Below are 13,449 nucleotides of genomic sequence, written 5' to 3' on the forward strand. Positions count from 1 at the left end.
CGCTCGGTCAGACGACCAGGGTCACCACGAGGGCCAGAACGAGCACGACCACCCCGGCCACCTCGAGCCAGGCGGGCGTCCGCCGTACCTCGGAGGCGAGGGCTGCCTGCTCCGCCGACCCCGGACGGATGCCGCGCCCCGCGCGCTCGTCCTCCATCCGCTGACGGATCCGGTTCTCCACGAAGTCGGCGTAGTCGACGTCGAGGATCCGGTCCGGCGAGGTGCGCGTGCGTCCGGCACGGGCTCCGCCGCCGCCGGCCGGCCGGCGCAGCGCGCGTCGGGACTTGCCCAGCGCCGGGGAGACGTAGCGCCGCTCCCCCGCGCGTACGGCGAGCAGCTGGCGGACCGCGAGCTCCTCGACGGCCGCCAGCGGGATCCGGACCGTCTCCAGCATGTTGCGCAGCTCGAGCTCGTCGCCCACGAGCGAGACCCGCGGGCGCAGCATGGAGGCCCAGACGAGGAGGGCGAGGAGCGCGCACAGGACGACGACCCAGTCGGCGATCCCGGCGTCGCGGTCGAACAGCCCGATGCCGACGACCCCCAGGAACAGCGCCAGGCCGACGAGGCCCATGACGCGTCCGCTGGTGGGTGCGAACCGCTCCGGCCGCTCCTCGCTCACGTGTCTCCTCGGGTCCTCGTCGGTTGCCCCCCTGCTCGACGCCAACCCTATGCTGGGGGGATGCCTCCCTCCCCCACCACCGCGACCGCCGAGGGTGCCGCCGGGCAGTTCTCGGACGTCACGCGGTCCGACGCGTCGCTGCGGGGCTTCCTCCACGGGCTGCCCGGCGTCGACCAGGTCGGCGCCGATGCCCGTGCCGCCGCGCTGGGCACGCGCTCGATCAAGACGACCGCCAAGGCCTACGCCCTGGACCTCGCGATCCGCATGGTCGACCTGACCACGCTTGAGGGGCAGGACACCCACGGCAAGGTGCGCGCGCTCGCGGCCAAGGCGATGCGGCCCGACCCCTCCGACCCGACGTGCCCGGCGACGGCCGCGGTCTGCGTCTACCCCGACATGGTGGCCACCGCCAAGGAGGTCCTCGGCGACAGCGGGGTCCACGTGGCGGCCGTCGCGACGGCGTTCCCGAGCGGTCGCGCGGCCCTCGACATCAAGCTCGCCGACACCCGCGACGCGGTCGAGGCCGGCGCCGACGAGATCGACATGGTCATCGACCGCGGTGCCTTCCTCTCCGGGCGCTACCTGCAGGTCTTCGAGGAGATCGTCGCCGTGCGCGAGGCCTGCGCGCGCCCCGACGGCAGCAGCGCCCACCTCAAGGTGATCTTCGAGACCGGCGAGCTCCAGACCTACGACAACGTGCGACGCGCCTCCTGGCTGGCGATGATGGCCGGCGGCCACTTCATCAAGACCTCCACCGGCAAGGTGCAGCCGGCCGCGACGCTCCCGGTCACGATGGTCATGCTCCAGGCGGTGCGCGACTTCCGCGAGACCACCGGGCAGATGGTCGGCGTCAAGCCGGCCGGCGGCATCCGGACCGCCAAGGACGCCATCAAGTACCTCGTGCTCGTCAACGAGGTTGCCGGGCCCGACTGGCTGGACCCCGACTGGTTCCGCTTCGGCGCCTCCACGCTCCTCAACGAGCTGCTCATGCAGCGCACCAAGATGACGACCGGGCGCTACTCCGGTCCCGACTACTTCACGTTGGACTGATGACCATGACGAGCAACGTCTTCGAGTACGCCCCCGCCCCCGAGTCCCGCAGCATCGTCGACATCAAGCCGTCCTACGGCCTGTTCGTCGACGGTGAGTTCGTCGACGGCCACGGGACGTCGTTCAAGACGATCAGCCCCGCCACCGAGGAGGTCCTCTCCGAGGTGGCCGAGGCCGACCAGGCCGACGTCGACCTCGCGGTCAAGGCCGCCCGCCGCGCCCACACCCGCGTGTGGTCGAGGATGCCCGGCCGCGAGCGTGCCAAGTACCTCTACCGCATCGCGCGGATCATCCAGGAGCGCGGCCGCGAGCTGGCGGTGCTGGAGTCGATCGACAACGGCAAGCCGATCAAGGAGTCGCGCGACGTCGACGTCCCGGTCGCCGCCGCGCACTTCTTCTACTACGCCGGCTGGGCCGACAAGCTGGAGTACTCCGGCTACGGCGATCGCTCGCTCGGCGTCGCCGCGCAGGTCATCCCGTGGAACTTCCCGCTGCTGATGCTGGCGTGGAAGATCGCGCCGGCGCTCGCGTGCGGCAACACCGTCGTGCTCAAGCCCGCCGAGACCACCCCACTGACGGCGCTGCTGTTCGCGGAGATCTGCCAGCAGGCCGACCTGCCCCCGGGCGTCGTCAACATCATCACCGGCGCCGGCGCCACCGGCCAGGCGCTGGTGGGTCACGCCGACGTCGACAAGGTCGCCTTCACCGGCTCCACCGAGGTCGGCAAGGCGATCGCCCGCGCGGTCGCGGGCACCGACAAGAGGGTGACCCTCGAGCTGGGCGGCAAGGCCGCCAACATCGTCTTCGACGACGCGCCGCTCGACCAGGCCATCGAGGGCATCGTCGACGGGATCTTCTTCAACCAGGGCCACGTGTGCTGCGCCGGCTCGCGCCTGCTCGTGCAGGAGTCGGTCGCCGAGGACGTCCTGGACCGGCTCAAGCGCCGCATGGCGACGCTCCGGCTCGGGGACCCGCTCGACAAGAACACCGACGTCGGCGCGATCAACTCCGCGGAGCAGCTGGCCCGCATCCGCGAGCTGTCCGACATCGGCGAGGCCGAGGGCGCCGGGCGCTGGTCGGCGCCCTGCGAGCTGCCCGCCCACGGCTTCTGGTTCCCGCCGACGATCTTCACCGGCGTCACCCAGGCCCACCGGATCGCGCGCGAGGAGGTCTTCGGACCGGTGCTCTCGGTGCTGACGTTCCGCACGCCCGCCGAGGCGATCGAGAAGGCCAACAACACGCCGTACGGCCTGTCGGCCGGCGTCTGGACCGACAAGGGCTCCCTGATCCTCAAGATGGCCGGCTCGCTGCGTGCGGGCGTGGTCTGGGCCAACACGTTCAACAAGTTCGACCCGACGAGCCCGTTCGGCGGCTACAAGGAGTCCGGCTACGGCCGCGAGGGCGGCCGCCACGGCCTCGCAGGCTACCTGAAGGGGGGCGAGTGACCATGTCGCGCGTCGACGTCCGCAAGACCTACAAGCTGTTCATCGGCGGCGCCTTCCCGCGCTCGGAGTCGGGCTACTCCTACGTCGTGCACGACTCGAAGGGGGCCTTCGTGGCCAACGCCGCGCTCGCCTCGCGCAAGGACGCCCGCGACGCCGTGGTCGCGGCGCGCAAGGCCTTCGGCGGGTGGGCCGGCAAGACCGCCTACAACCGTGCGCAGATCCTCTACCGCATCGCCGAGATCATGGAGGACCGCCGGCCCCAGCTCGTGCAGGCCGTCCGGCAGTCCGAGGGGCTCTCGGGCTCGCGCGCGGAGAAGGTGCTCGACGAGTCGATCGACCGCCTGGTCTGGTACGCCGGCTGGGCCGACAAGCTGACCCAGGTCGTCGGCAACGCCAACCCCGTCGCCGGTCCCTTCTTCAACCTCTCCACCCCCGAGCCGACCGGCGTGGTCGCCGTCCTCGCCCCGCAGGAGTCCTCGCTGCTCGGGCTCATCAGCGCGGTCGCACCGGTCATCGTCACGGGCAACACCGCGGTCGTCGTGTCGTCCTACCAGCGGCCGCTGCCGGCGGTGACGTTCGCGGAGTGCCTGGCGACGTCTGACGTGCCGGGCGGGGTGGTCAACATCCTCACCGGTGACGCCTCGACCATCGCCCCGTGGCTGGCCTCCCACATGGACGTCAACGCCATCGACCTGCTGGGCGTCGCCGGCGACACCGAGCTCACCACCTCGCTCGAGGTCGCTGCGGCCGACAACCTCAAGCGGGTGCGGCGCGCGCCCGCCGCCGAGCCCGACTTCGCTACTGACCCCGGGCTCGACGCGATGACGGCGTTCGTGGAGACCAAGACCGTGTGGCACCCCATCGGCGTCTGAGCGCCGACCCGATGGCCAAGCCCCGCGGCACCACCCACGCACCTCACCTCTCCCCCGTCCAGCACGGCGTGCTGACCGCGGGGACGCCCGACCTCCTCGTCGCGAACGCCGACCTGGAGGGCCTGTCCTTCGTCGACCTGGACCTGCCCTTGCTGTCGATGGGCGGCGCCTCGCTCGACGACTGCGCGGTCACCGGCGTGGTCGCGGCCGAGGCCGACTGGCGCTCCACCCAGCTGCGCGAGACGACGTTCGAGCGGCTCAACGTGCCGGTCATGCGGGCGCCGCGCGGGGTGTGGCGCGACGTCAGCCTGAGCGGCGCCCGGCTCGGCTCGGTCGAGGCCTACGAGACGTCCTGGCAGTCGGTGCACTTCGTCGGCTGCAAGCTCAGCTTCGTCAACCTGCGCGGCGCGGAGCTGCTCGACGTGGCCTTCACCGACTGCGTCATCGAGGAGCTGGACCTGCTGTCCACCTCCGCGCGCCGCATCGCATTCCCCGGCACCCGCATCGGCCGCCTCAACCTCCAGCAGGCCCGACTCGAGCACGTCGACCTCCGCGGCTGCGAGCTCGAGTCCGTCGACGGCCTCGACGGCCTGCGCGGCGTCACCATCAGCCCCGCCCAGCTCGATCTCCTCGCGCCGCTCCTCGCCCGCGAGAAGGGGCTCAAGGTCGAGAACGCCTGAGGCGTCCTGCGGCGGAGATTCACCGGGTACCCGGTGAAACTCACGCTTCCCGTACGAAGCTTCATGCCGGAAGCGTGAGTTCCGTACAGGCACTGGGGCAGGAGTGACGGACGCGCCCGGTCACCCCTGCGACGCCGAGAACCGTTGCCGGTACGACGTCGGCGTGGTCGAGTACGCCGCCACGAAGTTCTGCCGGAAGGTCACCGCGCCGCTGAAGCCGCACGCCTCGGCGATGCGGGCGACGGGCCAGGTCGTCGTCTCGAGGAGCCGACGGGCCTGGTCCAGGCGCCGCGCGAGGACCCACCGAGCGGGCGTGGTGCCGGTCGCCTCCGCGAACCGACGGGTGAAGTTGCGGCGACTCATCCGGGCGTGCTCGGCGAGGTCGTCGACCGAGAGCCGCTCGTCGAGGTGACCCACTGCCCAGTCCAGGGTGGGGCCGAGGTGCCCGACGCCGCCGGGCTCCGGCATGGGACGGTCGATGTACTGCGCCTGGTCGCCGTCGCGGTGCGGCGCCACGACGAGGTGCCGCGCCACGGTCGCCGCAGCCGTGGCGCCGAGGTGGGTGCGGACCAGGTGCAGGCAGGCGTCGATCGCGGACGCCGTACCGGCGGAGGTCAGGACGTCGCCGTGGTCGCGGTAGAGCGCGGCGGGGTCGACCGTGACCGTCGGCCGTCGACGGGCGAGCTCCTCCACCGCACCCCAGTGCGTGACCGCCTCCCGGCCGTCCAGCAGCCCGCTGTCCACCACCGGGAACGCGCCCAGGCAGAGGCCGGCGACCTGCCCGCCGCGGGCCTGCGCCGCCCGGATCCTGGCCAGCAGGGGCTCGCCCGTGGGGCGCAGGTCCGTCGGCCACGACGGCAGCACGAGCAGGTCGGCGTGCTCGGCCGCCTCGGGGCCGGCGACGTCCTCGATCCGGGGACCCTCGGCGGTCCGCACGCCGCGGCCGTCCTCGGTCCAGACGACGGGGTCCCAGCCGGTCGCGAGGCCCTGCCGGCCCACCTCGCCGAAGACCAGCAGCGGGGCGGCGAGGTGGAACATCGTGATGCCGTCGAAGGCGAGGACAGCGATACGCATGTTGGCCCGATCTCATCGAAAGACGTCATTCGTGCCGCTCACGGTAGCGCCCCGGTCGCGGGAGGCTGGTGCCCCACCGACCGTCCATCCCCGGGAGAGACATGTCCGCGCCTCGCAGAGCCCTCGTCGTCGTCGACGTCCAGCAGGAGTACTTCGACGGGATCCTGCAGATCCAGGCCCCGTCGCGCGAGCACACGCTCGCGAACGTCGTCACCGCCCTCGACGTCGCGCGTGAGCACGACCTGCCGGTCGTCGTCGTGCAGCACCAGCTGCCGGAGGGTGCCCCGGTCTTCGCCGTCGGCAGCGACAGCTGGGCGCTGCACCCCGAGGTGGAGCGGCGGCTGCAGCCGACCTGGAAGCGCGCCACGAAGGACAAGGGCAGCGTCTTCGCCGGCACCGACGTCGCGGCGTGGTTGGCCGAGCAGGACGTCGACACCGTCACGATCGTCGGCTACATGACCAACAACTGCGACCTCGCCTCCGCGGTGGGTGCCGAGGAGCTCGGCCTGGCCGCCGAGGTGCTCTCCGACGCCAGCGGCGCGATCCACCTCGCCAACGAGGCCGGCAAGGTCTCGGCCGACCAGCTGCACGAGACGCTCCTGGTCCTGCTGCACTCCAACTTCGCCGCCGTCGCGACGACCGAGTCCTGGGCCACCGCCGTCGCCGCGGGCGAGCCGCTGCCCAAGAGCGACCTGGGCACCTCGGCCACGCAGGGCCGCGCCGCGTTCGGCGGCTGAACGACGAGCTCCGCCGGGGCGGTGAGTTTCACCGGGTACCCGGTGAAACTCACGCTTCCGGCATGAAGCTTCGTACGGGAAGCGTGAGTTCCTCGACGCCACTGTGACGCGTGGGACGACGACCCGCCTCGCCGGTCGACCACCCGCGCGAAGCCCTACGCCAGCAGGCCCCGCACCACGCGCAGGCCGACCGACATGCGGGCCAGGTCGCCGGCGTCGTCGGTGCAGATCTCCTGCAGGGTGGTGGCGGCGCGGGCGACCACGACCGCGTCGGACTCCTCCCACTCGGCGATCCGCACGGGTGCGGGGTCGTCGGCCGAGGTCGCGACCAGCACCTGGTGGGTGAGCTGGGCGTGGACGGCGTGCAGGTCGTCGCGCAGGGCCGCGCGGGCCATGGTCTGCCAGCGGTCCTCGCGCGGCAACCCGAGGATGCGCTGCACCAGCGACGGCAGGCCGAGCCGCTCCCCCAGCGCGAAGTGCACGCGCGCGACGACCGTCGGGTCGTAGGACTCGCGCTGGGCGATCTCGATGATGTTGAGCAGCATGTACGACGGCGGCAGCACCGCCACCCGCGTGGCCAGCTCCTCGGGGACGCCCTTGGCCACGAGCGCGTCGCGCCGCTCCTCGTACGCCGTGAGCTCGCGGCCGGTCATCAGGTCGGGCAGCTGCGCCATCGTCTGGCGCAGCGGGTCGGCGAACAGCTCGACGGTCGCCTGGCTGTCCAGCGGCGGGCGCCGGTTGCTGACGAGCCAGCGCGAGGCCCGCTCGACGAGGGTGCGCATCTCCAGGCGCATGCGGGTCTGCACGGACGCGTCCAGCCGGTTGTCGAGGCCCTTGATCTCCTCGCGCAGCGGCAGCGACCCGAACACCTCGCGCGCCACGAAGTTGGCGCGCACGAGGTCGGCCGCGTCCGCGCCGGTCTCCCCGGCCAGGCGCGGCCAGTAGGTCATGCCCGCGCCGTTGACCAGGTCGTTGACGACCTGGGTCACGATGATCTCGCGGCGCAGCGGGTGCTCGGTGAGCGGACCCTCGAAGCCCTCGCGGATCTGGCGGGGGAAGTAGGCCTTGAGGTCCAGGTCGAGGTAGGGGTCGTCGGGCAGCTCGGAGTCGAGCAGCTCGTCGGCGAGGACGATCTTGGTCCACGCCATGAGCACCGACAGCTCGGGGACGGTGAGGCCCTCCCGGCGCTCCAGGCGGCGGCGTACCTCGCGCCTGGACGGCAGGCCCTCGATCTCGCGGTCGAGCCGGCCGTCGCTCTCCAGCTTCTTCATCCAGAACTCGTGGACGTGCAGCAGCGGGACGGCGTTGGCGGCCGCGTTGGCCAGCGCGAGGTTCTGCTCGTAGTTGTCGCGCAGCACCAGGTCGGCGACCTCGTCGGTCATCTCCACGAGCACCTTGTTGCGCTGCTTCTCGGTGAGGTCGCCGGCGTGCACGACCCGGTCGAGCAGGATCTTGAGGTTGACCTCGTGGTCGGAGGTGTCGACGCCGGCGGAGTTGTCGATGAAGTCGGTGTTCATCCGCCCGCCGCCGCGGGCGTACTCGATGCGCCCGGCCTGCGTGAAGCCGAGGTTGCCGCCTTCGCCGACGCACCGCACGCGCAGGTCTCCGCCGTCGACGCGGATCGCGTCGTTGGCCTTGTCGCCGGCCGCGGCGTGGGGCTCGTCCGCGCCCTTCACGTAGGTGCCGATGCCGCCGTTCCAGAGCAGGTCGGCGGGCGCGAGCAGGATCGCCCGCATCAGCTCGGCCGGCGTCATCGCCTCGACGCCGTCCTCGATGCCCAGCGCGGAGCGGATCGGGTCGTTGAGCCTGATCGACTTGGCCGAGCGCGGGAAGACGCCGCCACCCTCGGAGATCAGGGCCCGGTCGTAGTCGCGCCACGACGAGCGCGGCAGCTCGAAGAGCCGCCGCCGCTCGGCGTACGACGTCGCCGCGTCGGGCGACGGGTCGAGGAAGATGTCGCGGTGGTCGAACGCCGCCAGCAGGCGGGTGTGCTCGGAGCACAGCAGTCCGTTGCCGAACACGTCGCCGGACATGTCGCCGACGCCCACGCAGGTGTGGTCCTCGGTCTGGCAGTCGACGCCCATCTCGCGGAAGTGCCGGCGCACCGAGACCCAGGCGCCGCGCGCGGTGATGCCCATCGCCTTGTGGTCGTAGCCGACCGACCCTCCGCTCGCGAAGGCGTCGCCGAGCCAGAAGCCGTAGTCCTTCGCGACGCCGTTGGCGATGTCGGAGAACGTGGCAGTCCCCTTGTCGGCGGCCACCACGAGGTAGGAGTCGTCGCCGTCGTGGCGCACGACCTGGCGCGGCGGGACGGTCTCGCCCTCGACGAGGTTGTCGGTGATGTCGAGCAGCCCGGAGATGAAGGTCTGGTAGCAGGCGATGCCCTCGGCCAGCCACGCGTCGCGGTCCGAGGAGTCGGGCAGCTGCTTGCAGAAGAAGCCGCCCTTGGCACCCACCGGCACGATCACGGTGTTCTTGACCATCTGCGCCTTGACCAGCCCGAGCACCTCGGTGCGGAAGTCGTCGCGCCGGTCGGACCAGCGCAGGCCCCCGCGCGCGACGGACCCGAAGCGCAGGTGGACGCCCTCGACGCGCGGGGAGTAGACGAAGATCTCGAAGCGCGGCCGCGGCTCCGGCAGGTCCGGGATGCTCGACGGCTCGAGCTTGAAGGACATGTAGGGGTGCGGGCCGCCGTCGACGGTCTGGAAGTAGTTGGTGCGCAGCGTCGCCAGCACGTGGGTGAGGTAGGAGCGCAGGATCCGGTCGTGGTCGAGGCTCGCCACGTCGTCCAGGGCGCGCGCGATGCGCTGCCGGACGTCCTCGACGCGCGCGGTCCGCTCGTCGGCGTCGGCGGCGGTGTCGTCGGTCCCGGGGTCGAAGCGCACCTCGAAGAGGCGCACCAGCAGCCGCGTGATGTCGACGTTGCTGCCGAGCGCGTCCTCGATGTAGTCGAGGGCGAACGGCGAGCCGCCCTGGCGCATGTACTTCGCGTAGGCGCGCAGCACCGTGGCCTGGCGCCAGGTCAGCCCGGCGCCCAGCACCAGCGCGTTGAACCCGTCGATCTCGTTGAAGCCGTCCCAGACCGCACGCAGCGCGTCCTGGAAGGGCTCGCGCGACCCCGCGGGCAGGGATCGCCCGTAGCGCAGCCCGAACTCGTAGACGTACGACGGACGCTCCAGGCCGGCGAGGGCGTAGGGCCGCTCGTCGACGACCTCCACGCCCATGGAGGAGAGCATCGGCAGGATCTCCGAGAGCGACAGCGGCTCCCCGATGCGGAAGACCTTGAGCCGCGCCTCACCGCGCCCGGCGTCGAGCTCCTCGTAGAGCGACAGGTCGATGCCCTCGTCGCCCTGGATCGCCTCGAGGCGACCGAGGTCGACGGCGGCGGTGCGGGCGAGGAAGTCCTCCTTGTAGGCCTCCGGGAACGAGTCGGCGTAGCGGCGCCCGAGGATCGAGCCGCTCTCCTCGCCGTACTGCGCGATCACCGCGGAGGTGAAGTCGTCGCGCCACGACCGTGAGGCCTCCCCCAGCCGGCGCTCCAGCTCCTGGGTGTCCACGTCGGGGATCGACTCGCCCTTGGGCAGGCGGACGACGAAGTGGACGCGCGCGGTCGTGGACTCGTTGATGCGCACGGTGAACTCCACGGACTCGCCGCCGAAGCGGTCCTGGAGGATCTTGGCGAACCGCTCGCGGACGGTGGTGTTGTAGCGGTCGCGCGGCAGGTAGACGAGCACGGAGACGTAGCGACCGTAGGTGTCGCGACGCACGAACAGCCTGAGCGCACGGCGCTCCCGCGCGACCATCGCGGCCTCGACCATGGGGGCCAGCTCGTCGACGGGGGTGTGGAACAGCTCGTCGCGGGGGTAGGTCTCCAGCGTGTCCATCAGGGCCTTGCCCGCGTGGCTGCGCGCGTCGAAGCCGCTGCGGCGCAGCACGGCCTCGGCCTTCTCGCGGATCAGCGGGATCCGCAGCAGCGACTCGGTGTAGGCGGCGCTGGAGAACAGCCCGAGGAAGCGGCGCTCGCCCGTGACCTCGCCGTCGGCGCCGAACGTCTTGACCCCGACGTAGTCGAGGTACGCCGGCCGGTGCACGGTGGCGCGCGAGTTGGCCTTCGCCAGCACCAGCAGGGTCTTCTCCCGGGCCTTGGCCTTGACCAGCTCGGGCAGCCGGCCGAACGAGTCGGACATCGCCTGGTCGGCGCGCAGGATGCCGAGACCGGTGCCGGGCACGGCCCGCAGGAAGTCGTCGTCGTCCTCGCGCTCCAAGGCGTACTCGCGGTAGCCGAGGAACGTGAAGTGCTCGTCGGAGAGCCACGACAGCAGCTCGGCGGCCTGCCGGACCTCGTCGGGCGCCAGCGGCGGCGGGTCGGCGCGGAGGCCGTCGACGATGTCCTTGACCTGGGCGTGCATCCTCTCCCAGTCCTCGACCGACTCGCGAACATCGCGCAGCACCCGCTGCACGGCGTCGACGATCTCCGCGGGGTCGTCCTCCTCACGGAGGCGGTCGATCTCCACGTGCATCCACGACTCGCGCACGGCGTCGTCGTCGGGGGCGCTCGACCCGTCGTCGACCGGGCGGACCTCCTGGAGGGCGCCGGTGATGTCGCGCACCACGTCGTAGTTGGGGTGGATGACCAGGTGCACGTCGCGCAGCTGGCGCGAGAGCTCCATCGTCAGCGAGTCCACGAGGAACGGCATGTCGTCGACGACGACCTCGACCACCGAGTGGCCGCCGGCCGACCAGCCGTGGTCGCTCAGGGTGGGGGTGAGCACCCGGACCCGTGCGGTGCCCTGGGGGCGCTCCTGGGCCAACCGGTAGTGCGAGACCAGGGCGCCGTAGACGTCGACGTCGCTGCGCTCCAGCAGGTCCTCGGGGGCGACGTGGCGGTAGTAGGCCCGCAGCAGCGCATCCACCCGGTCCTGGGGTGGGCCGCCCGTGCCCTTCTTGCTGAGGGCCAGGCCGATCGCCTGGTCGAGGAGCTCGGCCTTGTCCACATCCTGCGTCGTCGTTGACACGCTCCGACACTAGGTCGTCGGGTGCGCCATGTCACAACGCGGGGCCGGGGCGGGCCTACAGCTCGCTGCGCAGGTCCCAGAGCAGCGGGTAGTACTGCAGCGGGAGCCGGCTGCGCAGGTACGTCGAGCCGCTCGAGCCGCCCGTGCCGGACTTGGACCCGATCATCCGCTCGACCATCACGACGTGGCGCGCGCGCCAGCTCGCGGCGAGCTCGTCGTGCTGCAGCAGGGCCTCCGCGAGCGCCCACACGGCGGCGTACCGGGAGCGGTCGTGGGCCACGGTGCGCATCGACGCGGAGACCTCCGCATCCGACCCTGCCGCCAGGCCCTGGGCGCGCAGCACCTCCAGGAACGCGTCCCACAGCGTCGGCTCCTCGAGGCGCTGCCCGAGGCGCCGCAGCTCCTCGGCCGTCAGCCCGCGGAAGCGCTCGACGTAGGCCGCGTCCTTGGCGCCCGAGACGAACTCCAGCTCGCGGAACTGCACCGACTGGAAGCCGCTCGCCGGCGCCAGCTGCTGGCGGAACTGCAGGAAGTCCTGCGGTGTCATCGTCTCCAGCACGTCGACCTGCTGGACGAGGACCCGCTCGATGACGTGCACCCGCTGCAGGAGGTGCTGGGCCCACCACAGGTCGCCGGACGTCATCGCCTCGCGCGCGGCGACCACCTCGTGCAGCAGCTGCTTGAACCACAGCTCGTAGACCTGGTGGATGGTGATGAACAGCAGCTCGTCGTGCGCCGGAGGGTCGGACTCCAGGTGCTGGGCGTCCAGCAGCTGGGGCAGGCGCAGGTAGCTCCCGTAGGTCAGCTGCGCCCCCTGCTCCCCGAAGGACACGAAGCTCTCGTCGGGGCTCTTCTCGGGGCTCCTCTCGGGGCTCTGCTGCGGGCTCTCGTCGGGCTGCTGCGCGCGGGTCGTCACAAAAGCCCACCCAACCACGTCTGCCGCCGGTAGCGTCCCCGCCCATGCGCAGACACCTGGTGGCCGGCGGCGTCCTGGTCCTGTCGTCCGTCCTCGCGTCCTGCGCGTCGACGGACGACGAGACGCCGGAGGCGGACGCCTCCGCACCCAGCGGTCCCCGGTCGGCGGACTCCGCGGAGCCCACGGACCCGCCCACCCCCGACGAGCCGGACACGAGCCGGGCCGCGCTCCGCAAGGCCGACCGCGTCCTGCGCAGCCTCGTCGACGCGGGGACCGGCCACTTCCAGACCGCCACGGACCTGCCGGGACCGTCGCTGCTGACGGACGGCGACTACGACATCCCGGGACAGGCTCAGGCCGTCACCGTCACCCTCGCCGACGAGGAGCAGACGCGCTTCGTGAGGATCATCTACCGCGGGGACCGCATGTGGCTGTCGACCTCCGAGGAGCGCACCCCACGCCGTACGACCTGCTGGGGGACGGTCCGCTACTCCGACTTCCTGGCCGAGTCCGGGTCGGCCGAGCTGGCCGCTCTCGCATCGGGGGCAGACGGGCCGGTCATCCCCGCGTCCGTCTACGTCGTCCAGCTCGCCAAGAGCAAGGCGGTGATCGGGGGCGAGGACGGCGAGGTCTCCGTCATGACCGACCTGTACTCCGCGGCGGCGGCCCTCAGCGGGAAGTTCGCGACGGCGCTGGGCATCCCACCCGACTCCACCGACCGGGTCCCGGCCACCATCGACATCCACAGCGGCCGCGTGACGGGGCTCAACGTGTCTCTCGGCGACGTCCACAGTGCCGCGCTGAAGGCCGGCTACGAGCCGACCGTCGACGGCCTGGGGAAGCCCGGCGTGTTCGGCTACGCGTCGGTCGACGTGACCTTCACCCGGCAGGGGCAGACCGTCCCGACCGCCGCGCCGCCCCGGCGCCGCGTCTTCCCCATGTCACCCGACCAGCCCGAGATGGACGCGGCCATGGCGGCCTGCGAGAAGAAGTAGGGCTCCACGGCGCCCGGCCCCCGCACCGGGCGTGCATGATGTCGGC

Annotated in this window: 10 protein-coding genes; 6 read left to right on the plus strand and 4 right to left on the minus strand. The window is 71.9% G+C overall.

Going from position 1 to position 13,449, the window contains the following annotated elements; all coding sequences use genetic code 11:
* Positions 1 to 7: 7 nt before the first annotated feature.
* On the minus strand, positions 8 to 619 hold the full coding sequence (locus tag E4622_RS07595) for a hypothetical protein (protein ID WP_134739549.1): 612 nt from the start codon (positions 617 to 619) through the stop codon (positions 8 to 10).
* Positions 620 to 679: 60 nt separating this feature from the next.
* Between E4622_RS07595 and deoC the strand changes: the two genes are divergently transcribed.
* From deoC to E4622_RS07615, 4 genes are read left to right on the plus strand one after another with little or no spacing between them, the layout of a single operon-like run.
* Positions 680 to 1,669: a deoxyribose-phosphate aldolase gene (gene deoC, locus E4622_RS07600; protein WP_134739551.1), complete on the plus strand. Its 990-nt coding sequence runs from the start codon at positions 680 to 682 to the stop codon at positions 1,667 to 1,669.
* Positions 1,669 to 3,114, plus strand: a complete 1,446-nt coding sequence (locus E4622_RS07605) for an aldehyde dehydrogenase family protein (protein WP_245155938.1) — start codon at positions 1,669 to 1,671, stop codon at positions 3,112 to 3,114. The genes deoC and E4622_RS07605 overlap by 1 nt, the downstream gene beginning before the upstream one ends.
* A gap of 2 nt (positions 3,115 to 3,116) precedes the next feature.
* Positions 3,117 to 3,986, plus strand: a complete 870-nt coding sequence (locus E4622_RS07610) for an aldehyde dehydrogenase family protein (RefSeq protein ID WP_134740721.1) — start codon at positions 3,117 to 3,119, stop codon at positions 3,984 to 3,986.
* An 11-nt stretch (positions 3,987 to 3,997) separates the two neighbouring features.
* Positions 3,998 to 4,666 carry a pentapeptide repeat-containing protein gene (locus tag E4622_RS07615; protein WP_134739552.1) on the plus strand — a complete coding sequence of 223 codons (669 nt, stop codon included), beginning with the start codon at positions 3,998 to 4,000 and terminating at the stop codon, positions 4,664 to 4,666.
* A 120-nt stretch (positions 4,667 to 4,786) separates the two neighbouring features.
* Here the strand turns inward: E4622_RS07615 and E4622_RS07620 are convergent, their stop codons facing one another.
* A complete protein-coding gene (locus E4622_RS07620; RefSeq protein ID WP_134739553.1) occupies positions 4,787 to 5,740 on the minus strand; it encodes a helix-turn-helix domain-containing protein in 954 nt (317 codons plus the stop codon).
* 101 nt (positions 5,741 to 5,841) lie between these two features.
* Here E4622_RS07620 and E4622_RS07625 point away from each other — a divergent pair, with 101 nt between their 5' ends.
* Positions 5,842 to 6,477, plus strand: coding sequence for an isochorismatase family protein (locus E4622_RS07625; protein WP_134739554.1), 636 nt, complete (start codon positions 5,842 to 5,844; stop codon positions 6,475 to 6,477).
* Between the two features lie 155 nt (positions 6,478 to 6,632).
* On the opposite strand, the gene E4622_RS07630 is transcribed toward E4622_RS07625, so the two are convergent.
* Complete coding sequence (locus E4622_RS07630; protein WP_209021838.1) at positions 6,633 to 11,492, minus strand: NAD-glutamate dehydrogenase; 4,860 nt, start codon at positions 11,490 to 11,492, stop codon at positions 6,633 to 6,635.
* A gap of 55 nt (positions 11,493 to 11,547) precedes the next feature.
* Positions 11,548 to 12,408, minus strand: a complete 861-nt coding sequence (locus E4622_RS07635; RefSeq protein ID WP_245155939.1) for a tryptophan 2,3-dioxygenase family protein — start codon at positions 12,406 to 12,408, stop codon at positions 11,548 to 11,550.
* 44 nt (positions 12,409 to 12,452) lie between these two features.
* Between E4622_RS07635 and E4622_RS07640 the strand changes: the two genes are divergently transcribed.
* Positions 12,453 to 13,403 (plus strand): hypothetical protein, encoded by a 951-nt coding sequence (locus tag E4622_RS07640; protein ID WP_134739555.1) that lies wholly within the window; start codon positions 12,453 to 12,455, stop codon positions 13,401 to 13,403.
* Positions 13,404 to 13,449: the final 46 nt, after the last annotated feature.

It is taken from the genome of Nocardioides sp. 503 (assembly GCF_004522095.1).
GTDB lineage: Bacteria > Actinomycetota > Actinomycetes > Propionibacteriales > Nocardioidaceae > Nocardioides.

Excerpts from the sequence above, each read along its gene's own strand:
- deoC (WP_134739551.1), top strand. The coding sequence starts at position 680 with ATGCCTCCCTCCCCCACCACCGCGACCGCCGAGGGTGCCGCCGGGCAG.
- E4622_RS07605 (WP_245155938.1), top strand. The coding sequence starts at position 1,669 with ATGACCATGACGAGCAACGTCTTCGAGTACGCCCCCGCCCCCGAGTCC.
- E4622_RS07610 (WP_134740721.1), top strand. The coding sequence starts at position 3,117 with ATGTCGCGCGTCGACGTCCGCAAGACCTACAAGCTGTTCATCGGCGGC.
- E4622_RS07615 (WP_134739552.1), top strand. The coding sequence starts at position 3,998 with ATGGCCAAGCCCCGCGGCACCACCCACGCACCTCACCTCTCCCCCGTC.
- E4622_RS07620 (WP_134739553.1), bottom strand. The coding sequence starts at position 5,740 with ATGCGTATCGCTGTCCTCGCCTTCGACGGCATCACGATGTTCCACCTC.
- E4622_RS07625 (WP_134739554.1), top strand. The coding sequence starts at position 5,842 with ATGTCCGCGCCTCGCAGAGCCCTCGTCGTCGTCGACGTCCAGCAGGAG.
- E4622_RS07640 (WP_134739555.1), top strand. The coding sequence starts at position 12,453 with ATGCGCAGACACCTGGTGGCCGGCGGCGTCCTGGTCCTGTCGTCCGTC.